The sequence below is a fragment of the Arthrobacter sp. Y3223065 genome, from assembly GCF_059090885.1.
Genome location: NZ_JBNHGC010000005.1, coordinates 78711 through 105025, shown reverse-complemented (window position 1 = coordinate 105025; position 26315 = coordinate 78711). Strand labels below are relative to the sequence as shown.

20 protein-coding genes, 1 pseudogene and 1 riboswitch are annotated in these 26315 nt (G+C 64.6%); of the genes and pseudogenes, 9 read left to right on the top strand and 12 right to left on the bottom strand.

Annotation, left to right across the window (positions count from 1 at the left end):
- Positions 1 to 8: 8 nt before the first annotated feature.
- On the bottom strand, positions 9 to 1082 hold the full coding sequence (locus AC5RUK_RS13775) for a hypothetical protein (RefSeq protein ID WP_494152509.1): 1074 nt from the start codon (positions 1080 to 1082) through the stop codon (positions 9 to 11).
- 136 nt (positions 1083 to 1218) lie between these two features.
- Entirely contained in the window at positions 1219 to 1362 is a 144-nt protein-coding gene (locus AC5RUK_RS13770; protein WP_494107199.1) for a hypothetical protein, read from the bottom strand.
- Positions 1363 to 1568: 206 nt separating this feature from the next.
- Here AC5RUK_RS13770 and AC5RUK_RS13765 point away from each other — a divergent pair, with 206 nt between their 5' ends.
- On the top strand, positions 1569 to 2381 hold the full coding sequence (locus tag AC5RUK_RS13765) for an SGNH/GDSL hydrolase family protein (RefSeq protein ID WP_494152508.1): 813 nt from the start codon (positions 1569 to 1571) through the stop codon (positions 2379 to 2381).
- Between the two features lie 261 nt (positions 2382 to 2642).
- Entirely contained in the window at positions 2643 to 4220 is a 1578-nt protein-coding gene (locus AC5RUK_RS13760) for an amino acid permease (RefSeq protein WP_494152507.1), read from the top strand.
- Positions 4221 to 4277: 57 nt separating this feature from the next.
- Here AC5RUK_RS13760 and AC5RUK_RS13755 read toward each other — a convergent pair whose 3' ends face one another.
- A complete protein-coding gene (locus tag AC5RUK_RS13755; protein WP_494152506.1) occupies positions 4278 to 6740 on the bottom strand; it encodes a zinc metalloprotease in 2463 nt (820 codons plus the stop codon).
- 13 nt (positions 6741 to 6753) lie between these two features.
- The gene (locus AC5RUK_RS13750) at positions 6754 to 7515 is read right to left on the bottom strand and encodes a peptidoglycan-binding protein (RefSeq protein WP_494152505.1); all 762 of its coding nucleotides are present in this window, start codon (positions 7513 to 7515) and stop codon (positions 6754 to 6756) included.
- Positions 7516 to 7818: 303 nt separating this feature from the next.
- A riboswitch (glycine riboswitch) is annotated at positions 7819 to 7920 on the top strand.
- A 148-nt stretch (positions 7921 to 8068) separates the two neighbouring features.
- Between AC5RUK_RS13750 and AC5RUK_RS13745 the strand changes: the two are divergent.
- The 4 genes and pseudogenes from AC5RUK_RS13745 to AC5RUK_RS13730 all read left to right on the top strand — a co-directional run.
- A pseudogene (locus AC5RUK_RS13745) lies at positions 8069 to 8466 on the top strand (glycine dehydrogenase (aminomethyl-transferring)); the annotation flags it as partial.
- Between the two features lie 46 nt (positions 8467 to 8512).
- Positions 8513 to 8899: a glycine cleavage system protein GcvH gene (gene gcvH / locus AC5RUK_RS13740; RefSeq protein ID WP_494152504.1), complete on the top strand. Its 387-nt coding sequence runs from the start codon at positions 8513 to 8515 to the stop codon at positions 8897 to 8899.
- An 8-nt stretch (positions 8900 to 8907) separates the two neighbouring features.
- A complete protein-coding gene (glyA, locus tag AC5RUK_RS13735; RefSeq protein ID WP_494152659.1) occupies positions 8908 to 10221 on the top strand; it encodes a serine hydroxymethyltransferase in 1314 nt (437 codons plus the stop codon).
- Between the two features lie 8 nt (positions 10222 to 10229).
- The gene (locus AC5RUK_RS13730) at positions 10230 to 11645 is read left to right on the top strand and encodes an L-serine ammonia-lyase (RefSeq protein ID WP_494152503.1); all 1416 of its coding nucleotides are present in this window, start codon (positions 10230 to 10232) and stop codon (positions 11643 to 11645) included.
- 56 nt (positions 11646 to 11701) lie between these two features.
- Here AC5RUK_RS13730 and AC5RUK_RS13725 read toward each other — a convergent pair whose 3' ends face one another.
- The 8 genes from AC5RUK_RS13725 to AC5RUK_RS13690 all read right to left on the bottom strand — a co-directional run bounded on the left by AC5RUK_RS13725 (position 11702) and on the right by AC5RUK_RS13690 (position 23268).
- Entirely contained in the window at positions 11702 to 12736 is a 1035-nt protein-coding gene (locus AC5RUK_RS13725; RefSeq protein WP_494152502.1) for an AAA family ATPase, read from the bottom strand.
- 568 nt (positions 12737 to 13304) lie between these two features.
- Positions 13305 to 14456, bottom strand: a complete 1152-nt coding sequence (locus AC5RUK_RS13720) for a thermonuclease family protein (protein WP_494152501.1) — start codon at positions 14454 to 14456, stop codon at positions 13305 to 13307.
- Positions 14457 to 15016: 560 nt separating this feature from the next.
- Positions 15017 to 16204: an acetyl-CoA C-acyltransferase gene (locus AC5RUK_RS13715; RefSeq protein WP_494152500.1), complete on the bottom strand. Its 1188-nt coding sequence runs from the start codon at positions 16202 to 16204 to the stop codon at positions 15017 to 15019.
- 137 nt (positions 16205 to 16341) lie between these two features.
- Positions 16342 to 16518: a hypothetical protein gene (locus AC5RUK_RS13710; protein ID WP_494152499.1), complete on the bottom strand. Its 177-nt coding sequence runs from the start codon at positions 16516 to 16518 to the stop codon at positions 16342 to 16344.
- 216 nt (positions 16519 to 16734) lie between these two features.
- Positions 16735 to 17763, bottom strand: a complete 1029-nt coding sequence (locus AC5RUK_RS13705) for a beta-keto acid cleavage family enzyme (RefSeq protein WP_494074412.1) — start codon at positions 17761 to 17763, stop codon at positions 16735 to 16737.
- A 333-nt stretch (positions 17764 to 18096) separates the two neighbouring features.
- A complete protein-coding gene (locus tag AC5RUK_RS13700) occupies positions 18097 to 19248 on the bottom strand; it encodes a saccharopine dehydrogenase family protein (RefSeq protein ID WP_494152498.1) in 1152 nt (383 codons plus the stop codon).
- A 118-nt stretch (positions 19249 to 19366) separates the two neighbouring features.
- Entirely contained in the window at positions 19367 to 21193 is a 1827-nt protein-coding gene (locus AC5RUK_RS13695) for a hydantoinase B/oxoprolinase family protein (protein WP_494152497.1), read from the bottom strand.
- Positions 21190 to 23268, bottom strand: coding sequence for a hydantoinase/oxoprolinase family protein (locus AC5RUK_RS13690; RefSeq protein ID WP_494152496.1), 2079 nt, complete (start codon positions 23266 to 23268; stop codon positions 21190 to 21192). The genes AC5RUK_RS13695 and AC5RUK_RS13690 overlap by 4 nt, the downstream gene beginning before the upstream one ends.
- A 199-nt stretch (positions 23269 to 23467) precedes the next feature.
- On the opposite strand from AC5RUK_RS13690, the gene AC5RUK_RS13685 reads away from it, so the two are divergent.
- The 3 genes from AC5RUK_RS13685 (at position 23468) to AC5RUK_RS13675 (ending at position 26209) form a co-directional block, all read left to right on the top strand.
- Complete coding sequence (locus AC5RUK_RS13685; protein WP_494074415.1) at positions 23468 to 24988, top strand: class I adenylate-forming enzyme family protein; 1521 nt, start codon at positions 23468 to 23470, stop codon at positions 24986 to 24988.
- Between the two features lie 124 nt (positions 24989 to 25112).
- On the top strand, positions 25113 to 25685 hold the full coding sequence (locus AC5RUK_RS13680; protein WP_494074416.1) for a TetR/AcrR family transcriptional regulator: 573 nt from the start codon (positions 25113 to 25115) through the stop codon (positions 25683 to 25685).
- 116 nt (positions 25686 to 25801) lie between these two features.
- On the top strand, positions 25802 to 26209 hold the full coding sequence (locus AC5RUK_RS13675; protein WP_494074417.1) for a nuclear transport factor 2 family protein: 408 nt from the start codon (positions 25802 to 25804) through the stop codon (positions 26207 to 26209).
- Positions 26210 to 26315 lie beyond the last annotated feature (106 nt).

Genomic DNA, 26315 nt, shown 5'->3' with positions numbered 1-26315 from the left:
CGCCCGCCTCACTTCTCTAAAGCCACAACGACGGCGGTGCCCGCCTCGTCCGGCAACGTCCGGGCCGCGCCGTCGGGTGGGTAGAGCCGCTGACAGCCGTCGAGTTCCACGGTCAGCGGTGCGCCGGCGCTTTGCCCCTTGGCGAGCGGCCAGAGCACAGCAAACTCCGTTGCGTCGTCGATGCATTCGCTGTCAACAGGATCCTTTGCGGCCGCGTTTAAGATGGCATCTTTGGCCGTGCCTTTAATGCTTCCGCCCCTGGAAAACGTCCCGGACACGATCTCGATGACGTCAAATTCCAAGTCCGGCTGCGCTCCGGCGGGGCGCTCCTCCTCTTCAGCCGGCACCGGCTCGGTCCGGTACTGGCAGATCCTCAAGGCGTCGGCCTCGCCGGCGCTCGGCAGCAGACCGGGGGAACCCGGCTCGCCCTCGCCGCTGCCACGCGGCTCCTCGCCCACCTCGAAGGGTGCCAGCGCGGTCATGCCCGGCACTGGCTTGATGCTCCACTCGGCGGGGCAGTCAGCATCCAGCGCCGCCCTCGGCTGGATCAGTTCCATCCGGTGCTGCTTCGACTCGACCACCGTCATGCCCGCCAGAACCTCGCGGACCCCGGGTTTCGTCTTGCCGCAGGAATCCGTGGGCCACGCGGCACGCATGGCTTTGCCGGCCGCATCCACGAGCCAAAGATCGGGGACCATTTCCATGTCCGCGGTGCAGGCCTGGTTCGCCCTGGGGCCGTCGCTGGGCTGCGCCAGCGCCTTTAACAGTGCGTCAATGTTTCCGGTGAGGCGCTCTTCCGTGAACGCCGACCACAGGCCTTCCTCGTCCTCGAGGGTCGCCATCGCCATGGCGTCGCAGCGGATGACGTCGACAGGCGCGAAGGCTTCGGGCACGCTACCGGCCGCCGGCGGCGGAGGCGCGGACGGCCGCCCTGGTTCGACGATGTGCTGCACCGTGGTGCAATCGACGGCGTCGACCAGCTCGGCCTCGGGCCGTGTTTGTTCTCCGGGGTTTCCAGGTTGCTGCCCGCAGGCCGCCACGGTGGCGACGGTCAGCAATGCCGCCATCATCGGCCCGAGCAACCGCCCTCGGCCTCCCTGCCGCCGCTTATGCTTCACCGCGCCCGTCCCCCCGATCACCGTCGATGCCGACAGTGTAGCGAGGCCGCCGACAAGCATGACGAGTGCCGCGGCTGAGGGACCGGAACCGGCGGAGGGTTCAGGAAAGACGGCGGAACTCGCCTGCCCGGAGCTGGACATAAATCGGCAGTGCCAACTGGATGTGTGAGACGCCGACGGGCTCGTCAAGCAGTTCATTGATCGAGGTCTGCCCTTCCAGCTCGGTCACTTGGCGCCCATCCATGACTCGACCCTACGTCGACAGGACGCTCCCTTAACTAAGACACGCGAGCGCGTTCCACCAGCCGGTAGCCACCTGCGAGCGGATGTTGGAAAATTTACGCGTCGGGGGCTTCGCCCTCAACGGGGTCCCACCCCAATGAGGAGCGTTAGTTGCGGTTCCATTTGGGGTTGGCCTCAGGACGTGGCCCTCGTCCCAGAGGAGGTTCCGTGGGCAGCACCGTCCGGTTCCTGATCCTGGCGCTGATGTTGTTCGCGCTGCTTGCTATGCCGGGGTCCGCGGCCCTGCGATCGGATCCAAGCGCCATTGCAGGACTCGGAGATTCCATCACCCAGGCCGCAAACACCTGTTGCAAGCCCGGCAACTACCCGGCCCAGTCCTGGTCCACCGGCGACGGGCCGTCCGACGGCATTCGCAGCCATTACGAGCGGCTGGCGGCACTGCACCCGCAGACCAGCATCAGCAATTACAACAATTCCGCCGGCGGCGCCGAGGCGGCGGATCTTCCGGCGCAGGTGTCCATGGCCGTGGCCCAAAAGGCGGACTACATCACCCTCCTCATTGGAGCCAACGACCTGTGCGCCTCTTCGGCATCAGCGATGACGTCCACCACCGACTTCACCGAACAGGTCGCTACTGCTCTCGAGGCGCTGCATCACGGGCTGCCGCACGCCAACATCTACGTCAGCAGCATTCCCGATCTTCATCGCCTGTGGTCCGTTCTGCGCACCGATCAGGAGGCCAGACGGGTCTGGGCGGCCAACGGAACCTGCCCGTCCATGCTCGGCGCCGAGGTCACCGAGAACCAGCGGCAGGAAGTTGTGGCCCGCGAGCTGGCCTTCAACGAGATCCTCGAAGACACGTGTGCAAGGTATAAGAACTGCCACTGGGACCGGGGCGCCGTCTACGCCTACAGATTCTCCGCCACCGAAATCAGCACCCTGGATTACTTCCACCCCGGCCCCGGCGGCCAGGCCGCACTGGCAGAACTGACGTGGCAGGCCTTCCAGGGACACCGTTGACCCCGCCCGATATTTGGGACGGGCCGCAGCACACGGTGCCCGTAGCAGATGAACAAGAGATATTTACTCAAAAGCGCGAGTGGGTTAGCAACTCTGATGCTTTTCGGCGACTAACTCCGGTACTCGTAAGATTTTGGGGTCCTTGTCAGCAACATTCGCTTCGCATAAAAACTCTTTTTCAGCGCGTGTTAGCTTGATCACCGTCCTTTCCGGCGGGCCCACCGGAAAGCTCAACCGACGCTGCTACCTTCCGGAGGCACAATGGGAATCAGCTCCCCCTCGCACACAGACGACAGCGCTGTCGCGCCCGGACCCGCTGCAGAAACACGACGCGGGTCCTCCCCAGAAACTGGGGCAGGCCACACCTCCGGCAAGGCCGACAACGAACTCAAGCGCGGCCTGAGCAGCCGCCACCTGCAGATGATCGCCATCGGCGGTGCGATCGGCACGGGGTTGTTCGTGGCCTCGGGCGGAACAATTTCCCAGGCTGGTCCCGGCGGAGCCTTGGCCGCCTATGCGCTGGTCGGCCTGATGGTGTTCCTGCTGATGCAGTCGTTGGGCGAAATGTCGGCCAAGATTCCGGTGGCCGGCTCCTTCCAGACTTTTGCGACCCGTTTTGTCTCGCCGTCCTTCGGGTTCGCGATCGGCTGGAACTACTGGTTCAACTGGGCGATCACGGTGGCCGCCGAGCTGGTCGCCGCCGGAATCATCATGGATTTCTGGTTCCCCGGGGTCCCGGGCTGGGTGTGGGCCGGGATCTTTTTGCTGGTCTTGACCGGGCTCAACGCCCTTTCGGCCAAGTCCTTCGGTGAGTCAGAGTTCTGGCTCTCCCTCATCAAGGTCGCCGCTGTGGTGCTCTTCCTGATCGCCGGCGTGCTGATGATCTTCGGCATCCTCGGGGATAACTCCCCCGGCCTGAGCAACTGGGAAAACCGCGATGAAGTGTTCCACGGCGGTTGGGTCTCGATCATCTCGGTCTTCATGATTGCCGGGTTCTCCTTCCAAGGCACCGAACTGGTGGGCGTGGCCGCAGGCGAAGCCAAGAACCCGCGCCGCGAAGTGCCGAAGGCCATCCGCACGGTCTTCTGGCGCATCATGCTCTTCTACATTGGTGCCATCTTCATCATCGGCTGCCTGATCCCGTTCACCGATCCGAGCTTGCTGGCCTCCGGCGAGGCCGATGTCGCAGTATCCCCGTTCACGCTGGTCTTCTCGCGTGCCGGGATCGCCTTCGCCGCGGCTCTGATGAACGCGGTGATCCTGACCGCCATCCTCTCGGCGGGCAACTCCGGACTATATGCCTCCACGCGCATGCTTTACGCCATGGCCCATGACGGGAAGGCCCCGAAAATCTTCCGGCGAACTAATTCGCGTGGGGTGCCGATTCCGGCGCTGCTGGCCACCGCGGCGGTGGGTCTCTTCGGGTTCCTCTCCGCGATCGTCGGTCAGGGCGCGGCCTACTCTTGGCTGCTGAATATGTCCGGCCTGTGCGGCTTCATCGTGTGGGCGGGAATCGCTATCTCCCACTACCGCTTCAGGCGCGGCTTCGTGGCCCAGGGCAATAAGGTCAGCGAGTTGCCGTACAAGGCCTCCCTGTTCCCCATCGGCCCGCTGCTGGCCTTCGCCCTGCTAATTCTGGTGATCGCCGGACAGAACTACGAGGCCGTGCTTGCCGGCCGGGGCATGGAGGTGCTTTCCTCCTACATCGGGTTGCCGGTCTTCGTCGCTTTGTGGCTGGCCCACCGCTTCATCACCAAGTCCAAGGTGGTGCCGCTGCTCGAGATGGACCTCGGGGCACCCGAGGACCTCGAGGACGAACCCGCCGGCGCCACCCGGTGACCCTGCAGCCGCCGGGCTGCCCAGGCGCTGCGGGGCGCCCGCGGTAGCTGCCGAGCGTTATCCGCTCGGCACCGGCGCCGGTTCGTCAGCCGGAGCGGGCGGAGGGGCAGGCTCCTGCACGGGGGCGGGTTCGGGCTGCGGTGTGCCGGTGGGTGTCGGTGCCGGGGATGTCGTCGCCGTTCCGGGCTCGGGTTCACCGGCGGGTGTCTCTGCCGGGGCGGGTGGCTGCCCGCTGCCGGTGTCAGCCGGAAGTGTTGCCTCCGGAGACGAGCCCGTGTCGGAGGCCGGCTCTGTTTCGGACGCCGCGTCGGTGCCTGTGTCTACGCTGCCGTCACCGATGGCGGCGTCCTGTTCGATGATGCCGAGAATGCGCATCTTGTAGTCGTTCAGCCGGGCCTGGATTTCGTCCAGGGGAACGTCTTCGAGCGACCGGCCGTAGGCTGCGATCTCCTCCCACAGGGTTGCCAGTTTCTCCATGCCTGCGTCGCTGAGCGGACCGTCGAGGGTGAGGACCAACTGGCTGGCGAGGGCGTAGGTGAGGCACTCGACGCAGTTGTAGTTGACCGCCGCCGAAAGGTTTTGGGGCACGACGACGTCGGCCTGGCCGAGGATCAGGACAACCTGAAAGCCGACGGCGACGGCGGTGCAGCCCCGGCACGAAGCGAAGGCGTAGGCCTCGTTCGTGGCGTCTACCGGTCCACCGTCGGCCCAGACAAGGGCGAAGGCGACGTCGTAGACCACGGATCCGTCCTCAACGTTGACGGCAAGGGCCTGGTTTCCGTCCTCCTCCGGAGCCAGCGGCCGGTCGAAGGGGAAGACCCAGGCCGGCGGTGGGTCCGCGGAAGGCTCAGTAACGGTGGTGCCGGCACCGCCGTCGTTCGTCGGATCTTCGCCGATGTCCGCGGTGGCGGTCTCTTCGCGCCCAGGCTGGTTGTCACGGGGAACGAGGACCATCGCCAGTTGCGGATCCTCGGCCGTCGGCAGGTCGGTACCGGACGGCCACGCCGCCACCGTTTGTCCTGCGCGGCCTTCGGTCAGCCCCGCCGATGACACCGGGGCGAAGGAAGCTGCCGCATCGAACAGGGTTCCGCGCTCGTAGGGCTGCACCGGCCGGTAGGCGCCGTCGTCGGGCCACCAGGCCCAGGCCAAACCGGCGAGAACGGCGACGGCGGCGGCCATGGCAGTCACCCGCCGGAGCGGCCGGCCACGGGTTTTCGCCCAGGCCGCCGTGCCAAGCTGGCGGGCCAGGCGCAGCAGGATGTAGGCAATCCCGAAAATGGGAAGCGCGACGGCGGTGATCGCCAGGACACGCACGGCCATGCCGGCGAAGTCACCGTCTGAACCGGCATCGGCCAACAGCCTTTGTTGGTCCATGATGCTGGCCCAGGCCGTCCCCAGGACCCGGGGAAGCGAGACCACCATCATGAAGAGGCAGAACAGGAGCAGCGGAACGGTGACCAGGACCCAGGCGGTCACGACGGCCCTGGCCCAGGGCCTGAGCAGCTTGGCTTCGGGATCGGACCACCGCCAGGGCAGCAGCCCCATCAGAGTGGGCTTGATCCGTTGGAACAGGTCGGGAACCCCGGTTGCGTCGGCGAGAATGTGGTAGCCGTCGAAGCGAACCAGGGGCAGCAGTTGGCGCACCATCTGCAGTATCTGGGTCACCACCACCAGCAGCAGCGCGTCGAAGCTGGTGAGCCACCAAGCGCCTATCGTGCCCACCACGACGATGGCGTTGAAATACAGGCCGCCCAGATCCGTGCGGAGCCGGCCGCCGCGTCCCAGCCGGTAGGAGTCCGTGACGTCGGTGTAGAAGGCGGGCCAGATCAGGTACAGGCCGACGCCCATGGCTCCCGGCGTTGCGCCGCCGCGGCGCGCCCCGGCGGCATGGCCGAATTCGTGGAAGCCGGCCGAGAGAAGGGTGATGGCGAAAACCAGGAGCAGCAACCCGGGGTTGGCGAAGGCTTGGTGCGTTGCCGAGCCGAGGCCCTTGACCATGAGCACCCACCAGCACGCCGCCAAAAAGGCCAAAGTCACGGGCAAGGCGATCAGCGGATGGAACAGTACGGCGAACGGAGCCGTCAGCTTCCGGGTCAGCGCGGGATCCGTGACCGTGTAGCGGAAGCGCATGCCCAGCAGCGGGCTGGCCTTTTTGACCTCGGGTTGTGAGCCGTCCGCGAGCCGCAGCAGGCCCAGCGGCAGCAGCTGTTTTTCGATCAGGGTCTGCACGTTTTCGGCAGTGATCAGCCTGCCGGACTTCCCGCTGGCATGTTCGGCAATTTGATCGAGGCTTCGAGAGCCGTCCACGCCCTCCAAAACCGCATAGAGCAGCGGCGTGAGCTGGAGCGTTTGCCCGTCCGCGCGCCGGACCAGCGCGGGCGGCTCCCGGTAGCCGGAACCCTGTGCCGGTCCGAGGAGCTGCACGCCGTCGGCCAGCGCCGGGACGTCAATCGAAGGCGGTGCAGCCGACCGGCCGCCGGGCAGCATGTCACTCGCGGCCGGCGGCCGGCTCGGACCCATGCTCGTTCAGGGACTATTGTTCGAGGTCGGACTGCTGGCCGGCGCTGGCCTCGGCGCTGCCGTCGATCTGCTGGTTGATGATGGCGTCCTGCTGCGCCACCGCGACGGCATTGCTGTCGACCGAGCCGATATTCGCCGCCACCGCGGCGTCAATCGGCGCGGCAACGTTGGCGTTGGCGGCCACGGCACCGTTGATCGGGGCGGCGATATCGGCGTCCGCGGCCAGATTGACGTTGACGTTGAGCAGGTTCCCGTCGAGGGTCGACCCAAGGCCTTCCGTGACCGATCCGGTGTCGGGCAGGGTGCCCTCCGGCAGCGTGCCGTCCGGCAGCAGCGCCGGTTCAGTGGCCTCCTGCCCGGTGGCGTTCTCCAGCGGAAGGCCGGAATCACCGGCGGCGGCCGTCCCGGCAGCGGAGCCGGCCGCTGTCCCGGCGTCGTCCACGGTGTCATTGCCCTGGTCGATGGTGCTGTCCTGCGTGGACTCGGCGGTCGCGTCCGCAGTGATGCCCTGGTCGATGATGACGCCCTGGTCGGACAGGGCCTGCGCCGTGGAGCCGGTCGAGAGGATGTTGGCCGAGGCGGCGGCATCGATGGGGGCCGCGACGTTGGCGTTCGCCGCGACGGCCAAGTCGATGGGCGCGGCCGCGTCGATGGCCAGGTCGAGATCGGCATTCAGATCCAGGATGGACGCGACTTCCTTGTCCGGCAGCGCCGTTCCGGTCTGGGATTCGAGTTCCTCCGGCGACAGCGGCGTGCGTCCCTCTTCGTTGCTCATCAAAATCTCCGTCTCCGGCGCAAGGCGCGCCTTCCGTTCCAACCCGTGGTCGAAACATGTCGATTCTTGTCAACGGCCGGGCGGTACCGGCCTGATCGTTTACGCTCCTCTTCAGCACATCAACGCAAAGCATACTGATGAATCCTTTTATTGTGTAGGCGCCGGTGCTGTTCCGGGCGCGCGGCGGCCGACGGGACGGGGCCTTGGATTGGCGACCGGACTGATGTTCGGCGACCGGATTTTGATGCACCGGGCGCTGTGTGTATCGTGTGAGGCGAATCACCCACAACTTAATGTGCCTTTCGAACCGTGGCGGGAGAGTCCTCTCCGCACACCATCCGGGCAGGCGCCGTAGGAGCAAATCCTCCCCAGGAATCTCTCAGGCCCATGTACCGCCGCGGCGAGGCAACTCTGGAAAGCAGCAAGGCAGCAGCCTGGCTCACCGACGGTGCAAGCGGAACACACTCCGCGGAATCTCTCAGGTCAAATACAGAGCGGGGAGGAACCCCAGTCCCAGCCGAGCCTTCGGGCCGGCCCGATCTTGGAGTTCCTCATGACGGTTCAACCATCTTCATCAAACTTTGCCGACCGGCATATCGGTGCCCGCCGCCAAGCGGACATCGACACCATGCTCAAGATGGTCGGCTACGACAGCATGGACGGCTTGGTGGACACTGCCGTTCCCCATCCATCCGCCAGGCGAGCGCCCTCGATCTCGATGACGCCCTGAGCGACACCGCCACGCCGCCGGTGAGCCGTCGCAATGTGGTGGAGTCCCCGGCCTGGTACACCGCGTACCCGCCCTACCAGCCCGAGATTTCGCAGCGCCGGCTGGAGGCGCTGCTGAACTTCCAGGCCATGATCCAGGACCTCACCGCCCTGCCCGCCGCCAATGCCTCCCTGCTGGACGAGGCCATGTCGGTCGCCGAAGCCGTGCGGTGGCGCCGGCAGTAATTCTTTCCCGCATTAACAGCACACTTCCCAGAAAGGCATCACAGTGAGCAAAGTCAACGCCGAACTACGATACTCCGCGGAGCACGAGTGGGTGGCCGCCGACGGATCCGGCCCGGCCAGGATCGGTGTCTCTGCCGTGGCAACCGAGGCGCTGGGCGACATCGTGTACGTGGATCTCCCCGAGGTCGGTACCGTCGTGACGGCCGGCGAGACCTGCGGTGAAATCGAGTCCACCAAGTCCGTTTCGGACCTCTACTCCCCGGTCACCGGCGAGGTCATCGAAGTCAACGGCGACGCCGTGGCCGACCCCGCCGTAATCAACGATGACCCCTACGGTTCCGGCTGGCTGTTCACTGTCCAGGTGTCGGAGGAAGGCCCGCTGCTCTCCGCCGAGGAGTACGCCTCCGCCAACGGTGGTGAAGTAGCGTGAGCGCGGCAATGGCGGCGGTCGCCAGCGCCAGCCTGAACGCGGACCTGGGCGTCCTGGATCCGGAAATCGCCGCCCAGATCGACAACGAGCTGCGCCGCCAGCAGTCCGGGCTGGAAATGATCGCCTCGGAGAACCACACGTCCGTCGCCGTCATGCAGGCCCAAGGCTCGGTGGTGACCAACAAGTACGCCGAGGGTTACCCGGGGCGCCGCTATTACGGCGGCTGCGATCACGTCGACGTGATCGAGCAGCTGGCCATTGACCGGGTCAAGGAGCTGTTCGGTGCCGGCTTCGCCAACGTCCAGCCGCACTCCGGCGCCCAGGCCAACGCCTCGGTGATGCACGCCCTGATCAAGCCCGGCGACACGATCCTGGGCCTGAACCTGGCCCACGGCGGGCACCTGACCCATGGCATGAAGATCAACGTCTCCGGCAGGCTGTACGACGTAGCCGCCTACGGCGTCTCCGAGGAGGACCACCGGGTCGACATGGCCGAGGTGGAGCGGCTGGCGCAGGAGCACAAGCCGCAGCTGATCATCGCCGGCTGGTCCGCCTACCCACGCCAGCTCGACTTCGCGGAGTTCCGCCGGATCGCGGACGCCGTCGGGGCGTACCTGATGGTGGACATGGCGCACATCGCCGGCCTGGTGGCGGCGGGCCTGCACGCCAGCCCGGTGCCGCACGCCCACGTGGTCACGTCCACCACGCACAAGACGCTGGCGGGTCCGCGCGGCGGCATCATCCTGACCAACGAGGCCGACATCGCCAAGAAGATCAATTCCGCGGTGTTCCCCGGCCAGCAGGGCGGGCCGCTTGAACATGTCATCGCGGGCAAGGCTGTGGCGTTCAAGATCGCCGCGTCCGAGGAATTCGCCGACCGCCAGCGGCGCACGCTGGCGGGCGCACGGATCCTGGCCGAGCGGCTGTCGCAGCAGGACGTCGCGGAGAAGGGCATCACGGTGCTGACCGGCGGCACCGACGTGCACCTGGTCTTGGTTGACCTGCGCAATTCCGAGCTGGACGGCCAGCAGGGCGAGGACCTGCTGGCGGCCATCGACATCACGGTGAACCGCAACGCGGTGCCGTTCGACCCGCGGCCGCCCATGGTCACCTCCGGCCTGCGCATCGGCACGCCGGCGCTGGCCACCCGAGGCTTCGGCGAAGAGGCGTTCCACCAGGTCGCGGACATCATCGCCGAAGCCCTCATTGCCGGGCCGGCCGCGGACCTGTCCGGCCTGAAGGCCCGGGTGGAGGCACTGGCCCAGGCGCATCCGCTCTACCCGGACCTGGCCCCGGTTTCCACACCAACCGAAGGTCGTTAAGGAGCATCATGGCTGTCGGCGTATTCGACCTCTTCACCGTGGGCATCGGTCCCTCCAGTTCCCACACCGTCGGTCCGATGCGGGCAGCCGCAGTCTTTGCCGGGGAACTGGTGTCAACGGGTGTACTGGACCGGGTCGCCGGGCTGCGGGTGGACCTGTACGGATCCCTCGCGGCTACGGGCCGCGGCCACGGCACCTTCACGGCGGTGATGCTCGGGCTGGAAGGCTTCCAGCCCGAGCAGATCCTGCCCGACGAAGTCGAATCCCGCCTGGCAGAGATGGCCTCGACCGGCGAGCTGCAGTTGTGCTCGCGGGTCGAGGGCTCGGCCGGCCTAATCCTGGACTACCGGGTTGAGGACATGGTGCAGCATCCGCTCACCGTGCTGCCCCGGCACACTAACGGGATGAAATTCCAGGTGACCGACGACGCCGGTGCTGTCCTTCACGAGGCGACGTTCTTCTCCGTGGGTGGCGGCTTCGTGGTCCGCGACGGCGAGGAAAGTGCGGCAGCGCGGGAACTGGACGCCTCCAAAGAGGGGCTCCCCTACCCCTTCCGGACGGCGGCGGAACTGCTGGAACACTGCCGCAACACCGGCCTGGGCATCAGCGACATCATGATGCTCAACGAGAAGGCCTCACGCTCCGAGGCGGACATCCGTGCCGGCCTGATCCACATCTGGCAGGTGATGGAGGAATGCAAGGACTCCGCCATCAAGCGCGAAGGTCTCTTGCCCGGGGGGCTCAACGTCCGCCGTCGGGCCCCCGCCTGGCATGAGCGGCTGCGCAAGGAAGACAAGGACCGGGACCACAAGTACTGGCAGGAATGGGTCAATCTCGTGGCCCTGGCCGTGAACGAAGAGAACGCTTCGGGGGGCCGCGTCGTCACCGCACCAACCAACGGAGCGGCGGGCATCATCCCCGCGGTCATGTTCTACGCCACGCACTACGCGCCGGGCATGGACAAGGCCACGCAGGCGGACAAGGAAGACGTCATCGTGAAGTTCCTGCTGGCGGCCGCCGCCGTCGGGGTCCTCTACAAGGAGCAGGCCTCCATCTCCGGCGCCGAGGTCGGCTGTCAGGGCGAGGTGGGTTCCGCGTCCTCCATGGCGGCAGCGGGACTGGCCGAGGTGATGGGCGGCAGTCCCGCGCAGGTGGAAAATGCCGCCGAGATCGCCATGGAGCACAACCTGGGGCTGACCTGCGACCCGATCGGCGGTCTGGTGCAGATCCCATGCATCGAACGCAACGCCATCGGCGCCGCCAAAGCCGTGAACGCGGCCAAGATGGCGCTCTGGGGCGACGGCACGCACCGCGTCTCGCTGGACGAAGTCATCATCACAATGCGCGAAACCGGCAAGGACATGAGCTCCAAGTACAAGGAAACCGCAATGGGCGGACTGGCCGTCAACGTCGTCGAATGCTAGGCGCCCGGCCAGCCGCAGCGAACGCAGCATTCGCCTGACAGCCGCCGCGGATCCGGTCAGGCCAGCCAGCGCCGCCAGCGTGACTGCTCCGGTTCCGGCGTTGGTTCCGGCTCCGGCTCCTCACCCAAGGCCAGCGCGGCCTCGACGATGTCGTCCTCGGTGAGCGTCATGACGGCCTCACGATCGAGCGCATCGAAACTTTGTTCCCCGTCCAGCGACAGCCGCAGCGCCTGGCGGTTGAGCGCCTGCTCGAACAGCGTGCGGGCGAACCGTGCGTTGCCGGAGTCCTCGCCCGCGTGAAGCCCGGTGAAAATGCGGCGCAGCATCTGGTCCGCACCCGGCTCCAGCGTGTACTCGTGTTGGGCCAGCATCTGGTGGAAGATCGTCTGGAGTTCGTCGATGGAGTAGTCGGGGAACGTGATCTCGCGGGCGAATCGGGAGCGCAGTCCGGGGTTCGAGAGCAGGAAGGACTCCATCAGTTGCGGGTACCCGGCCACGATCACGACCAGGCGGTGGCGGTGGTCCTCCATCCGCTTGAGCAGGACCTCGATCGCCTCGGGGCCGAAGTCCGCCCGGCCGTCGTCCGGGGCCAGCGCGTAGGCCTCATCGATGAACAGGACACCGTCCAGCGCACGCCGGATCACCCGGTCCGTCTTGATGGCGGTCGCGCCGACGTACTGCCCCACCAGGCCCGAACGGTCGACCTCGACCAGGTGGCCTTTCTGCAGTAGACCGACCGCGCGGTACATCTCGGCCAGGAGCCGCGCCACGGTGGTCTTGCCCGTGCCCGGGTTTCCGAGGAACACCAGATGCTGTGATGTGGCCACCTCGGGCAGGCCGTGCGCCTTTCGCCGGGCCTGGACCTGGAGCAGTGCGACGAGGGCCCTCACCTGTTCCTTCACGGTCCCCAGCCCGACCAGCGTGTCGAGCTCGGCTTGCACCTCGGACAGCGGCCGGGCCGGCCCGGGCCTCGCACCCATGCGATCGCCGACCAGGTCGTCGACGCGCTCCGAACCGTGCAGCTTGAGCTGATCGGCCAGATGGCCGATGGTTTCGCGCAGGTCGTCGAGCGGATTGCGGCTGGGAGCCATGCACTCACTGTAGTACCAGGTTCCCGACCGGGGAGGGGTTGGCCTCACTGGTATCCCCCCTTTTGGCCGTAGTTCACGCGACACAGGAGTCTCTGTCGGATAATGCACGCACTGGCCGGAGAACAATGAGGAGATTATCCCTGCCGATCAGCTCCGTCCCTGACGGGCTTGGCTCTGTAATATCTTCAGATGTCCAAACAGGGGGAAACCCTGGACGCAGGTCGTCCGTAGTTCGCAAGCTGCCAACCACCTGCCATAGAAGTCTCCGTTATGGAGGAGCATGGTTATCGCAGTTCTAGGTCGCATTCCTTCCCTCCGCCTCCAGCGCACGCCGCGGAACTCCGCGGGAGACGAACTGAATGATTCATCAGATGAGATACGCAGAGTACCCAGTCGACATAATCTAGCTTATCGGCTTAGTAAAATGGTCGGGGAAGATGCCTGAATAGGCTCTCTCCCTTACCTCCGGATGAGGGATCTATCAGCGGGCGGCGGGACTGCCTGCAGGTCTTCGTCGATGCTGTAGATGATCTCGGATCTGTCGGTAATCCTCCCGCGGCCGGTAGCCCTAGCAGCTGTACGGGATCCGGCCGCGGTAGCAGGTGTTGGACCCCCCGGATCCGGAGCTGCCCGTGCTCGGCTGCCGCAGATTCCGCTCCCGCTCGGCCTCGTACTCACTCTGTCGTTCTTCGGCCTCGGCGGCAGCCCTGGCCTTCTCGGCCTTTTCCTCCGCGGCCTGCTTCCTGATCGCCTCTTCGGTGGCGCGCAGGTAGTCCTCCCGGTTAACGAGCTCGGCGTGGGTGGCCTTGGTCTCATCAAGGTACTCGGCCGTATCCGTCCGGAGCTTGTCCAGGTCACGAGCATTCAGGGCAGCCCACTCGAGGCCGCGGGAGGCTTCATCGGCGTCCAGTTGGGCCATGACGCGGTCGAGGGACTCAACCGCCTGCCCGGCGGCCTTTGCCGCGGCAGCGGCCTGCTTGGCCGTCCGGATTTCACGGTCGTAGTAGTCGGGGATGTCCCCCGCTTCGGTAATTGCATCGGCGACCATTCCCTGCACCGTGCAGTCGTAGGTGGCGGCGTAAAACCCCCTGAACTCGTCGCGAGCCTTTCCATTGGCCTCGTCAACTTCTTCGAAGTACCGGTCGTTGCCGCCGGAAGGTGCTGGGATGCCGAATCCGGCCTCGGTCAGGAGTGCATTCACCAGCTTCCCGTTCTCGGTGAAGACGGCGGCCAGGGTGTTGCCCTGCTCGTCAGTACGCACCTTGTCGTACCGGATCCGGACTTCAGCCCCCGGGGGAACGGCCTTCTGCATGAACCGGTACGCCTGCGGCCACAGGCATTCGTCGGCGTCCTCCGGTGCCGCCACATTGAGCAGCTGGACGGTCGCCGGTTCGCCGCCAATGTCCAAAACCAGGGTGTCCCCGTCGAGCACCTGCCGCACTGTGGCCTCCTCTGGGATCGAGGCGATACCTGTGCCCAGAAGGACGACACCTGCTACGGCTACGATGGTGCCGGCCGCGGCCAGCATGAATTTTTTCGGCAGCGGCCGGCGCTTGCGGGTATCAATGGAAAGGGACTGAGGCGGCACCGATCCCGGTTCCCCGGAGCGAATATGCCCGATCAGCTCCGGGAACCGGTGGAACAGATGCTCCGAACAGAAGCGGGCTGTTTCCGGGTACTTCGCCAGGAGCTTCTCTCCCCGCTTACTGAGGATTACCAACTCCCGTGTGAAATAGCCTTCACACTCGGCGCACTTCCCCCGGATCTTCGCCATCGGTCCCTTTCCAGTTGTTCCCGATCAATCCTAGGCGGCAAGGACCCCCGGCCTGCCAAGGCCCGCCGGTAGGCAGACGGCTACAGGGGGCGACAGCGCCCACGTGCCGGGACCGGAAGGCAGCCGGATGGGCTAGGTACGGCAACGCACCTAACCCTGTTGACTCACGTCGGGCCTCATCCGGCGCGTGCTGAATGGGACGGCGATAGCCACAGCGCTGGAAACTGAAAACCTCGAGTGAGGCGTGGAGATTGTGCAGACAGTGTTGCACCGTTGCGTGAGGCAATTACTTTACGTAACGTCGGTTATCGGCATTTTAAACTTGAAAGGGGCGGACTACCGCCCGGCATGAGGAAAGGCACGATCAAGTCGGCCAAGATCAGAGCGGCATGCGGCGTGCGGCACCGGTCCAATGCCGCTGAGTTCACGATGCACAGGCCATCTAAGGGGCCAAGCATGCAAACTCCTTTTTGGCGAATGTCGTCGTCGGCATTTGAAACCGCTTCTCACCGAGACAGCAGCAGCGCTTCGCCTTGGCCGCCGCCGCCGCACAGTGCCACGGCCGCTTTGCCGGTGCCGCGGCGCATGAGCCCGTGTACGGCGGAGACGACGACCCGGGCGCCGGAGGCGCCGATGGGATGGCCGAGTGCGATCGCTCCCCCGTTGATGTTAACCATGTCCATGCTGAGGCCGAGTTGTTCCGCTGAGTGCAGGGCAACGGAAGAGAAAGCCTCGTTGATCTCCACGAAGTCCAGATCCGCTACTGTCCATCCCGCTGTTTTGAGTGCTTTGCTGATCGCGCGGGCCGGTTTGTCTGGCAGAGAGGTGTCCGGGCCCGCGCTCTGTCCCGGGGCACCGAGCGTGGCAAGAATCCTAAAGCCGTGGGTCTCCGCATAGCAGCGGGTGGTGAGGACAACAGCTGCGGCACCGTCACTGAGTGGGGAGGCATTACCGGCGGTCACAGTGCCGGTTGGGGAGAAGGCTGGCCTGAGCCTGCTGAGTGACTCCTCGGTGCTGTTGGCGCGCACGCCCTCGTCGACTTCGGCGAGTTCGGCCGCCCCTCGGCGCTGGGGCACCTTCACGGGGACGATTTCAGAGTTGAAAAGCCCGAGGGACTGACCGGCCGCCACGCGGCGATGGGAATCGGCGGCGGCTTTGTCCTGGTCGGCGCGAAGGATGCCCAACGCATCATTGGCACGGTCGGTAGCCAGACCCATGCTTTCCTGGTCGAAGGCGTCCGTGAGGCCGTCATGAGCGGCGGAGTCTATTAGCGCAGCGTCCCCATAAAGGTGCCCGCGGCGGGAATCCCGCAGCAGATGCGGGGCGTTGCTCATGGATTCCTGCCCGCCGGCGACCACGACTTCGGCTTCTCCCAGCCGCAACAGGCGGCTCGCCTCGATGATGGCGCTCAGCCCGGACAGGCAGATCTTGTTGACGGTGGCCGCGTGGGCACCGAGCGGGACGCCTCCGGCGACGGCGGCCTGACGGGCAGGATTCTGTCCGGATCCCGCCTGGAGCACTTGTCCCATGATGACCGCTTCGACGGCGTCCGCCCCGATCCCCGCCTGGCCGAGCGCTCCTGCGATTGCTGCGCCACCGAGCTCAACGGCGGACAACGCTGCCAGCTGGCCCATCAGCTTGCCCTGCGGTGTCCGGGTGGCGCCGACAACGACTACGTCCGTGCTGTTTTTCATTTTTCTCCTAGAACGGGCGTTGGCCGAGAGCCCGGCAGCTGGGGCAGTTAGCCCTGGGTGTGGGTTGGCGGGAAGCAGCAAGGGCACGCGCAGCCCCGGATGGAATGCGGTGCCGGTTTCCCTGTCCAGTAACGGGGTCAAGCCCCGGTATCGAAGGGGTAGTTGGCGTCGAGGATCATGAACAGGTCGATACGCTCTGGCCCAGCCAGCACACCCCCGTCCAGCATTGCGGCGGTTTCCACCGCCAGCGCGGCCAGAATCCGGGCCCGGACGGGCACCGGCATCTGCTGCAACGGATGCCGCGAGCCGCCCAAGGTGAGATGCGGCCGCCGTCGTCTAGATAACCGGGGAGTCCCGCAGCCACGATCGTGAGGCTGCTGCTACTGACCATGAAGCGCTGCGGATGGGGCTGGGCATCTTCTCGCAGATGTACAGCTGAACGGTTCCTGCGCACACGTTCTCCGGGTTCGATCAGTTAAACGTCGTGCAGGCCGGCATTTAGCCGACCTGCACGATTCCTGAGAAGGACGTCAGCTGGTCGTTGAGACTGCCTCGCGGGACTTCAGACCCATGATGGCGCGGGTCTCCGCGGGAGTGGCGACCCGGCGACCGACGACCTCGGCCAGCTGCTGGGCGAGCCGGAATGCCTCGAGGTTGCTGCTGATCCGGTCATCGCGGTGGGGCCACTTGAAGTACGTGTCCTCCATGCCGACGCGGATGTGCAGACCCATCAGAGCGGCCAGAGTCGCTAGGTGAGTCGAGGCCCGACCCGCGGCACACACCATGATGACCGCCTCGGGGTCGACATCGCGGATGGCTTCGACGGTTCGAGTCAAGCCTGCCACCATCTGTCGCGGGTTCTCCATCGGGCTGCAGCCCGGCAGCGCCGGCAGGACCAGCCATACGGCGCCGCTCTTGATGAGCCCAGACTTAAACAGGTACCGGTCGGCGTTGGAGACATCCGCATCCGTGTAGACCGCGATCTCCGGAACCGAACCGGCCTCCAGAATCTTGCGGGTCTTCTCCAGCAGGATCGGGGTCGGTTTCACGAACAGAGAATCACCTACGTAGGTGGCGGTACTGTTGATCGGAGCGGCGTCCAGCAGCCCGGACTCCAGGACTTGCTGCATCTTCTCCCACTCGCCGTCCAGAGCCGGAACCAAGCAGGCGTCCACGGGAACTTCGGGGAATTCCTCGTGCAGCGGCGCAATGACCGCCTCGAACCGCTCCGGAGAAAGCACGTTGTAGCCATCCTCATCCCTGACGTGGATGTGGATCGCGCTGGCCCCGGCAGCTGCGACTTCCCGTGCCGATGCCAGAATCTCATCGGGGGTGATGGGCTGGTTCGGGTTCTGGTCGTGACGGAAGAAGGCCCCCGTGATCGCCACTGACACGATCATCTGCTCCGGGATCTCCTCCCACGGCTCCGAGATCGGAGCGTCGTGGTAGCACGTACTCTCCAAGTCCATCACGGTCGGGATGCCGTACGGGCGCCAGATCATCTTCTGGTTCTCCCTGGCTACGCCCTTGGAAACCCGGTTCCAATCGATGTTCGTCATGATGCTCCTTTGGTTTCTTCTCTGAAGTGGGACGCACCGGAGAACCTCCACACAGGTTCCCGTACACGTCCCGACTGCTCTTTATTGAACATTAATTAATGAGTGTGGGTCAAGAGCTTGGTGGTCCATTGCCGACTGCTTACTCCCCTAGGCTGCCCGTAGATCTTGCAACAACTTCGATGCGCCGACTGCACGCGGGCATAACCCTCCGCTCCCGACGTGCCTCAGATAATGCGTGCAGATGCCGAGCATCGGAAGATCAGCCTCTCCTTCGTCGAGCGGATCGCTCCGTTTGATGGCGACGAACGGATCTTCCTGGTGATTCTCAGCCGCCTAATGAGCGCTTACGGCGGTGGCAGCAAGCAGGTCGCGGATTCTGGCCGGTTCTACGATTTCACCGTTCAGCGTGCGGTAGGCTGTCATTCCTCCCCCACCCGCGGACACCTTCCGCAGTGCAGTGAAGAAGTCACTAGGTCGTAGCACCTCAGGCGAGACCGTGCCGGGGCCCGGCACCTGGCCGGCCAGGGCGATCAGCGCGCCGGCGGCGGCTGGTGTGCCCGTGGCATCGTCCTGCGGCATTTGGCCGCCTGATTTGAAGACGATCCCCTCCGCTCCGACGCGAACGTCGACGATTAGGCCTGACCCGACCGATGGCCGATCGCGGTACTGGGCCAGGAACGTGTTGAACGTGTCCGACATGACTTTGCCACTGTCTGCGGTGTCGGGCAGCCTGGACAGGAGCCACCCAAGGTGGGTGAAGTCCTCGGGGATGAGACCGCCTCGATTCACCACGCGTGTCGCGCGAGTAAACAAGGGAAGGGTGAGTACCTCGGGATGGCTCAATGTCAAGACCAGCTGCTCGCCAATCGGCTCGGGGAACTCGACGCGTTGCGGATTTAGCGCCTCCCATGCCGGTGTTCCCCCGAACTCGGGGACTGCTGTCGCGAATGAATGCGCGAAGTGCGGCACGACCGCGCCCGACATGTCGTTGGCATCGACACACCAGGTGATGTCTACACTCGCTTCGCCCGGGGGGAGTGCGTCGAGTGCGAGCCGGACCAGCACGTTCGTCGTTCCCGGGGCGGATCCCATGCCGATGAGGGCAGTCACTCCGGCCTTCACTGCTGCATCGTTCCGCTGGAGCAGCAGGGCTGTTGCGTCTGCGTCGTCGCAGATATCAACGTAGTCCGTGCCGGCCGCGATGGCTGCGTCGAGGATGATCGGGCCGAGCTTGAAGTATGGACCCGTGCAATTCAGCACCAGATCAGCGTCTGCAAGAACACGGTGCAGCACGTCTGCTTCCGCTATCAGATCGAACTGCCGCAGCTCTACTGGATGGTTTCCGGCGACGATCGCCTCTGGATCGCGGAAGGCGCGGTCGCAGGCGATGATGCGGATCGCTTCCCTTGCTCGTCCTAGTCCCCGCAGCACTCCGGATGCCTGTGCACCAGCGGCGCCGAGAAGGACAATTCGTTTTTCTGACATAGCCCTACCTTTGGTTTGGTGTTGACCCGCAGAGGGGCAACGGTCGTACATTTGTCGGCTGATTCCGGATCGTTCCGGTTCAGGCCCGGAACTGCCTCGTCCGGGTTGTTGAGCGAGGTCAGGAGGTTGCCGCGGCGCGCAGTGCAGAGGTAGCGGCCTCGTCGACAGCCAGCCCATTTGGCCCGTCGGTGAAGACGACTCCGTAGGTGGCGGTGGCGTGCTCGCGAGTCTCCCATCGCTCGTTGACATCGTGGAGGACCAGGGCAGGGTCCCGGTCGAGGGGAGAGCCGTAGCCTCCACCGGAGGCATCGATCCCGATGATAGTCTCGCCCGGCTGAAGGTGGACCGTGGCGGCGTTTGGCAGGCGTTCCCGGGTACCGTCGGCCCGCTCAATCCACGACTCGGCGCGGCGGCCATTCTGCCCGTTGGCGACCCCCTTTGCGGGCTCGACCTGGCCGTCGCAGAGGTAGATCACGGTTACCGGCCCGTTCGTCGGCGTGTAGGCGAGTTCGAACGCGGGGCCGCCGCGGAACCTTCCCGCCCCGGCCGAATCGGGAAGGATGCGCATGTAGCGGTGTCGGATCGGCATCTTGATCTCATCGATCTCCACCGAGTCTCGGTACATGAGCCCGCTCACGCACGGAACGCCGTAGGTCAGCCACCCGTCGGCGAACGGACTTGCCGGCCCGCCGTTTGCGGTCACGCACACCTGATTCACGAAGGCGCTGTCCGTTCGATGGTCCATGCCCGAGAGAGTTGCGTAGCCAACACCGACACCGACGGCGCCTTCCGCTACACCATGGTTCCCGCCGAGCTGCACGAACGCCGCGCCGACGGCGTTGATGAGGCGATCGGTGACGTTCGTGGTCGCGACCGAGCAACTGTGCGGGAACTTCGGCTTGCCGACCGCCGAACCCTCATTCATCGCGATCCGTACCCGGCGAAACGCACCAGAGTTTTTCGGGATGTCCGCCGTTAGTGCGTTGAAGATCCCGCCAAACACTGCCGCTGCCGTCGTCGACTCGGTCAGGTTCAAGCCGCAGTCGACGTTCGGTCCGTTCTCGGTGAGATCGACGTCGATCATCCTGTCGTGAGGATTGATGTCGATGATCACGGAGAAGTCGAGGCCGTCGGGAAGGTATGGCTCGAAGGCGTCGTGCCGGCCGGTGTTGCGAATCGTCGCCGCCGGCAGTTCGGCGATGGCTGAGGCCATAACCGTTTCCGAATAGTCCAGCCAGTCCTTGATGAACTGCTTGACCCGATCCATGCCGTACTTGGCAACGAGTTCCTTCAGCCGACGCTCGGCGACGCGGGCCGCGCCCAGCTCCGCCAAGAAGTCTCCATACCACTGGGACGGCACCCGGATGCGCGAACGGCACATTCGGATAACGTCGTCGATGTTCTCGTAGCCCGACTGCACCTTGACGACGGGGAATATTACCGCGCCCTCTTCGTAAACGTCCCGGGCGGCGGCGTGGTATGTCGTCGGAATCGAGTTTCCGACATCGGCCTGATGGGCCTTGGCGACGGCCGTGAAGAGATGCTCACCGTCGATGACAACCGGGACCAGGACGGTGTGGTCGGCCGCGTGCGAGTTACCGGTGTACGGGTCGTTGTCCAGGAAGGCATCTCCCGCGCACAGATCGGGATGCGCCCGGCGCATTGCCGCGGCTTGGAGTTGGGTGCCGTAGATGTGCACCGGCAGGCCCTCGGCGGCGGCCAGCAGTTCGTCGTCGCTGGTCAGGATGGCGCACGAAAAGTCGCGCGCACTGTTGATCACCGCAGACCTGGCGGAGCGCAGCAGGGTATTGGTCATCTCGCGGACAATGCCGTCGATCTTGTTTGCCATGATCGCGGTTTGCACGGCGTCGAAGGTCGGCGGTGCGGTCAGTCCCTTGCCTGCCGAACCTTGGGTTTCCGTGGCTTCGAATGCGGGGGCGCTCATGCTGCTCCCTCCTCAATCTGCAGTAGGTAGTTGCCCGCGTCGGATACCCGGGCAGCCATGCCTGGGAAAATGACAAGGGTGGTGGTGGGTTCTTCGACGATCGCGGGGCCCAGCACTCGGGCCCCGGGACGGAGGTCGTCCGGCTTGTACACGGGTGTGTCCACCGATCCGTGCTCACCGAAGTAGCACGTGCGCGAGCGGGTCGACACGGCCTCGTGGTCTTCACTGGACTGGCGCGAGTCCTTCACGCCGGGCAGTTCAATCGTGATACGTGCCGTCCAGTTGAGGAACTCGATATCACTGCCGATGTCGCGTACGGCATAGACGCGTTCGTGTAGATCATGGAAGGCGGCGAAGAGCGCTTCTTGGTCCTCATCGTTGTAGAACTGGTCGCCCGGCAGCGGAACATCGATAGACCAAATCTGGCTCTGGTAACGGGCTTCGACGCTGTACTCAACACGGTAGTACGGGTAGTGGTCCCCGAAACCGGCAGCGAAATCAGTCAACGACTCGGTGAGGCCGTTGAGCACTCCGTTGACGCCCTGGGCGTCAAAGCCGTGCGCAGTCGTGATAAGTGCTGCGGATTGCTCCTTCACAATGTCGGCGAAGTGCATGCCGGATGCCGACAGCGCCGAGGCTAGCTTCGGCAGCACGACGCGCTTGCAGCCGAGCTCCTGCGCGATCTGCATGATGTTGAGCCCGGCAGCGCCGCCGCCTGCGACGAGGGTGCTCTCCTGCGGGTTGAGCCCCTGCCCGATCGTGATCTCGTGAACGGCCTTGACCATCGACTGGCTTGCGATGGTGATGATGCCCCACGCTGTCTCCTCGATCGTCAGGTCGAGTTTGCCCGCCACCTGGCCCACAGCTTCGCGGGCCGCAGCTGCATCGAGGGTCATCCGGCCGCCCAAGAAGTAATCCGGGTCGAAGAAACCGAGAACACAGGCCGCATCTGAAACCGTGGGCTCAAGTCCGCCGTTGCCGTAGCAGGCGGGGCCGGGCTCGGAACCCGCGGACTGCGGGCCGACGCGCAGCAACCCGCCGCTGTCGACCCAGGCGATGGATCCACCGCCGGCTCCGAGCGAACGGATGTCGACGGAGGAGATACCGAGCAGATCGCCTTCCCACTGGGGACCGATCCAGGTGTCGCGTGTCTTGACCACGGCCCCGTCTCGGGAGATCCCCACATCGAAGGTCGTTCCGCCCGTATCTGCGACGATGATGTCCGCGCCGAGATCCTCAGCCCCGGAATAGTGCAAAGCTGCCAACGGTGCCATGGAGGGGCCGCTGCGCGCCGCGTGGATCGGGGACTTAATGACCTCCTCAATGCTCATGACACCACCGAGGCTGGTTGAAACGAGGATGCGATCGGTGTACCCGAACGCACGCAGGTCCTGTTCCAGTTCCCGGAAGTGCCGCTGCATTAGCGGCTTCAACGAAGCGTCGATCGCCGCAGCCGAGGTACGTCGGTATTCCCGAATGATCGGGGCGATTTGGTGGGACAGGGTCACCGGAACATCGGGAGCCAGCTCCTTAATGATCTCGGCAGCACGCAACTCATGGGCGGGATTGACCACGGACCACAAGAACGCGACAGCGATCGCCTCCATACCGGCAGTCAGGAGCTGCTCGATGGTGGCGCGCAGGTGCACCTCGTCAAGCTCATCCACGACGTTTCCATCAGAATCGATGCGTTCGCGAACCCCCGCGGTGCGGCGGCGAGGGATGTACGGCTCCGGGTAGGGCTTCGAGAAGTCGTGGCCATCGTGCTTGCCACCCTCCTTGAGCACGAGCACGTCCTCGAACCCCGCCGTGGTCAGCAATCCCGTCTTGGCGGTGTTACGTGTCACGATGGCGTTTGTTGCCCGAGTCGTCCCATAAATGAACAAGTCCGTGTCGGCAATGAGTTCCTTCGCCGTCAATCCCAGCTGCTCCGCAGCGAAGCCCAATGCCTGCGACATGCCCGTAAAGACCCGATCATGCGTCGTCAGAGACTTCCCGATCAGCGGTTGAGGGCCCCCTCGCACGACGACATCGATGAAGGTTCCGCCCGTGTCTGCCGATATCTGGTATCCCATCCGGCACTCCTTCGTCCTAATGGTTTGCCACGCCATCTCCGACGTGTTTGAGCCTATTCTTTAACGTTAAGTAAGGAAGTGTCAAGGAACACACTGAGATCGCTGTTCCGCGATACTGATGCTTGACGGCGCCCCCGTCCCGTACAATATTGAATAAGAGTTAAACGTGATGAATGTGTAGCGATGCCAAGGAGGCGCCGTGAGCCTGTTGGACGAATCAGCGATGCCGATGCCGTTCCCTACCCTGCCCGAGGCACTGGAACATTGGGCGGTTAAGAGTCCAGGGCGGATGGCTTTGACCGCCGGCCCCGAGGAACTGACCTACGCCCAGCTTTCCGAACTTGTCGGCCGGTGCCGGTCCTGGCTGCGCGCGCAGGGTGTCTCTGCCGGCGATCGCGTCGTCATCGTGGGATTTAATACGACTTCGTGGGTCGTCCATTATCTCGCGGTGCTGGGTCTGGAGGCGGTCATCGTGCCTGCGAACAACCGCCTAAGTCCCAGGCAGTTCGCGGATCAGGTCGCAACGCTCGGTGCCACACTTGTTCTGCGGGACGAGGACCATGCTGAGCTCTCCTCTGGCGTCGTCGGGGTTCCCGTGCATGATCTGCACCATGAGCTGCCTGGAGAGCCGTTGCCGCTGACGAGCCCATCGCCGAAGGCTGCCGCATTGATCAGCTTCACTTCGGGAACCACGGGTCGTCCGAAGGGTGCGACTCTGACGCACGACGCGCTCGCTCAAGCGTCGTGGGCGTTCGTGCGGGTTATGTACACCGGGCCGGAGGAATCGACCCTCGTTGTGGTTCCGCTCTTTCACAACACGGGTTTTGTAGACCAGTTAGGTCACATGCTGTTGGTGGGCGGTCGAACGGATCTGTTGCGGAAGTACAAGACCGCCTTGGTGATCGAAGCACTTCGGGCCCGCCCGGTGACTTATCTGGCGGCGGTGCCGAGCATCCACCGGCTCATCATGCTGGCCGAGGGCGCCGATGAGGCGCTCGAGCCTATGCGGATTCTGCTATATGGTGGCTCGCCCATGCCGGCAAGCTGGATCCATGAGTACTTGGAACGGTGGCCGAAACTGCGCCTGTATCACGGCTACGGCTTGACAGAATATGGGTCGGCCATTTCGTTCCTCGGGCCTGAGCACGCCGCTTCGCGGGGAGAGTCCGTCGGCCATGCGGTCCCCGGCACGAGCATCCGCATCGTGGGCGAGGACAACCAGGACGTCGCGCCCGGCGAAGTCGGCGAACTGCTTGTTCAGGGCCCGACCATGATGAAGGGTTACTGGCAGCAGCAAGAACTGACCGCCGCGAAAATCACGGACGGCTGGCTCCGCACTGGGGACCTGGCCCGCGTCGATGAGGAGGGCTTTTACTACATCGAAGGCCGGGTCGACGACGTGATCAATCGGGGCGGCGAGAAGATTCTTCCCACTCACGTCGAAGGGCTAATTGCGGAGGACGCCGCGGTGGCTCAGAGCATCGTCTTCCCGCTGCCCGACCCCATCCTGCAGCAGCGCGTCTACGCTGCCGTAGAGAAGAAGCCCGGCCAGCACTTCGATGAGGATCGAATCATGCGACATGTCCAATCCGCCCTTCCGGACTACGCGGTGCCTGAACGGATTTTCGTCTCCGACGCATTGCCGCGGACGGCAAGCGGCAAGATTGACCGCCGTGCAACGGCGGAGCATTTTTCCGCGCTCGTGATAAACGTAAAGTAAGGCAACACCAAGGGCCGCCCTGGGAGGGGACAACATGACGACGACAACCCAACGTCGGGTACCGAAAAAAACACCCGGGCGAACTAACGGTGATGCACGGGGCCAGGTCGGACGGGACCGCGTCATGGCCGAAGCGACCAAGATGTTCCTCACTGTCGGGTACGCAGGCACGAGCTTGAAACGGATCGCCGCCGAACTAGGTGTTTCCGCTCCCGCCCTGTACTGGTACTTCCCGTCGAAGGAGGATCTATACATCGAAGTCATCGAGGCTTCGATGCGCGATTTCGTTGATTTCGTCCGGGCGGCCACGACATCGACGGATCCCGCCGAGCAGCTCGAGCAATTGGTGCGAGCTCACGTGATTTGGCAGCTTGACCAGACGGAGTCCGCTCGTGCGTTCGACCTAAGCCGCGTTCAGAGCCCAAATATCCCGGCCGAGCGGTTCGAGCCGACGCGCCAACTCCAAATCGAGTATCGCGGCGACGTGCGACTTCTGTTGCAGCGGGGCCAGACCCTCGGTGTCTTCGACATCGACGATCTCAAGGTGACGGCCTCGGCGATCATCACCCTCTGCGAGTACTCCCACACTTGGTTCAACCCCCAAGGGCCGCTGACCAGCGCCCAAGTGGCGGACAAGATGGTCGACCTCGCCCGCAGGATGGTCGGGGTCAAGGCCATCGAGCATGAGGCCGGCTAAGCTAGCCGGCTCCCGTATACGAGCTCTATTTAGCACCACAGTAAATATACGATCAATCAACTGCCTTGGGTGGCCGTGGCCACCAACTCAAGGCCAGGACATCACCTGGAGGATATATGAGCACCGAATCCACACGGCAACTGCTGCGCGAATACCACGAGGCGTGGGGGCGCGGGGACCAAGAGGCCGGCATCGCTTTTTTTGCCGATGACGTCGTTGTCCACATGGGTGGGAACGGGCCGCTCGCTGGCAAGTACCACGGCCGTGACGCCTTCGTAAACGACTGGATTGGCCGTGTGAATGACTACGTGGATCGCTGGGAAGTCGGGGACGAGGACGAGATCCTGCTCGTCGGTGATGACGGTGTGCTCATGATGGTTCATGAGGTCTGGGGTAAGGGCGATCGGTCGGTCAAGACGGATCGCTTGGGCTTTTATCGCTTCAAAGAAAATAAGATCGTCGAGTGCTACTTCAGCGACATGAACCAGCCCGAAGTAGACGCCTTCTTCGGTGACCTCAGCTGAACTGAGGCTTTCGCTCGAGAACACTTGGTGTAGATGTAGCCCGGACCTCGCTCCGGGCTACATCTTCGCTTTAGGGGTCGCCCGGATCCACCCAGGGGTGACTCAT

Excerpts from the sequence above, each read along its gene's own strand:
- AC5RUK_RS13770 (WP_494107199.1), bottom strand. The coding sequence starts at position 1,362 with ATGGATGGGCGCCAAGTGACCGAGCTGGAAGGGCAGACCTCGATCAAT.
- AC5RUK_RS13760 (WP_494152507.1), top strand. The coding sequence starts at position 2,643 with ATGGGAATCAGCTCCCCCTCGCACACAGACGACAGCGCTGTCGCGCCC.
- AC5RUK_RS13755 (WP_494152506.1), bottom strand. The coding sequence starts at position 6,740 with ATGGGTCCGAGCCGGCCGCCGGCCGCGAGTGACATGCTGCCCGGCGGC.
- AC5RUK_RS13750 (WP_494152505.1), bottom strand. The coding sequence starts at position 7,515 with ATGAGCAACGAAGAGGGACGCACGCCGCTGTCGCCGGAGGAACTCGAA.
- glyA (WP_494152659.1), top strand. The coding sequence starts at position 8,908 with ATGGCGGCGGTCGCCAGCGCCAGCCTGAACGCGGACCTGGGCGTCCTG.
- AC5RUK_RS13730 (WP_494152503.1), top strand. The coding sequence starts at position 10,230 with ATGGCTGTCGGCGTATTCGACCTCTTCACCGTGGGCATCGGTCCCTCC.
- AC5RUK_RS13725 (WP_494152502.1), bottom strand. The coding sequence starts at position 12,736 with ATGGCTCCCAGCCGCAATCCGCTCGACGACCTGCGCGAAACCATCGGC.
- AC5RUK_RS13715 (WP_494152500.1), bottom strand. The coding sequence starts at position 16,204 with ATGAAAAACAGCACGGACGTAGTCGTTGTCGGCGCCACCCGGACACCG.
- AC5RUK_RS13705 (WP_494074412.1), bottom strand. The coding sequence starts at position 17,763 with ATGACGAACATCGATTGGAACCGGGTTTCCAAGGGCGTAGCCAGGGAG.
- AC5RUK_RS13700 (WP_494152498.1), bottom strand. The coding sequence starts at position 19,248 with ATGTCAGAAAAACGAATTGTCCTTCTCGGCGCCGCTGGTGCACAGGCA.
- AC5RUK_RS13695 (WP_494152497.1), bottom strand. The coding sequence starts at position 21,193 with ATGAGCGCCCCCGCATTCGAAGCCACGGAAACCCAAGGTTCGGCAGGC.
- AC5RUK_RS13690 (WP_494152496.1), bottom strand. The coding sequence starts at position 23,268 with ATGGGATACCAGATATCGGCAGACACGGGCGGAACCTTCATCGATGTC.
- AC5RUK_RS13680 (WP_494074416.1), top strand. The coding sequence starts at position 25,113 with ATGGCCGAAGCGACCAAGATGTTCCTCACTGTCGGGTACGCAGGCACG.
- AC5RUK_RS13675 (WP_494074417.1), top strand. The coding sequence starts at position 25,802 with ATGAGCACCGAATCCACACGGCAACTGCTGCGCGAATACCACGAGGCG.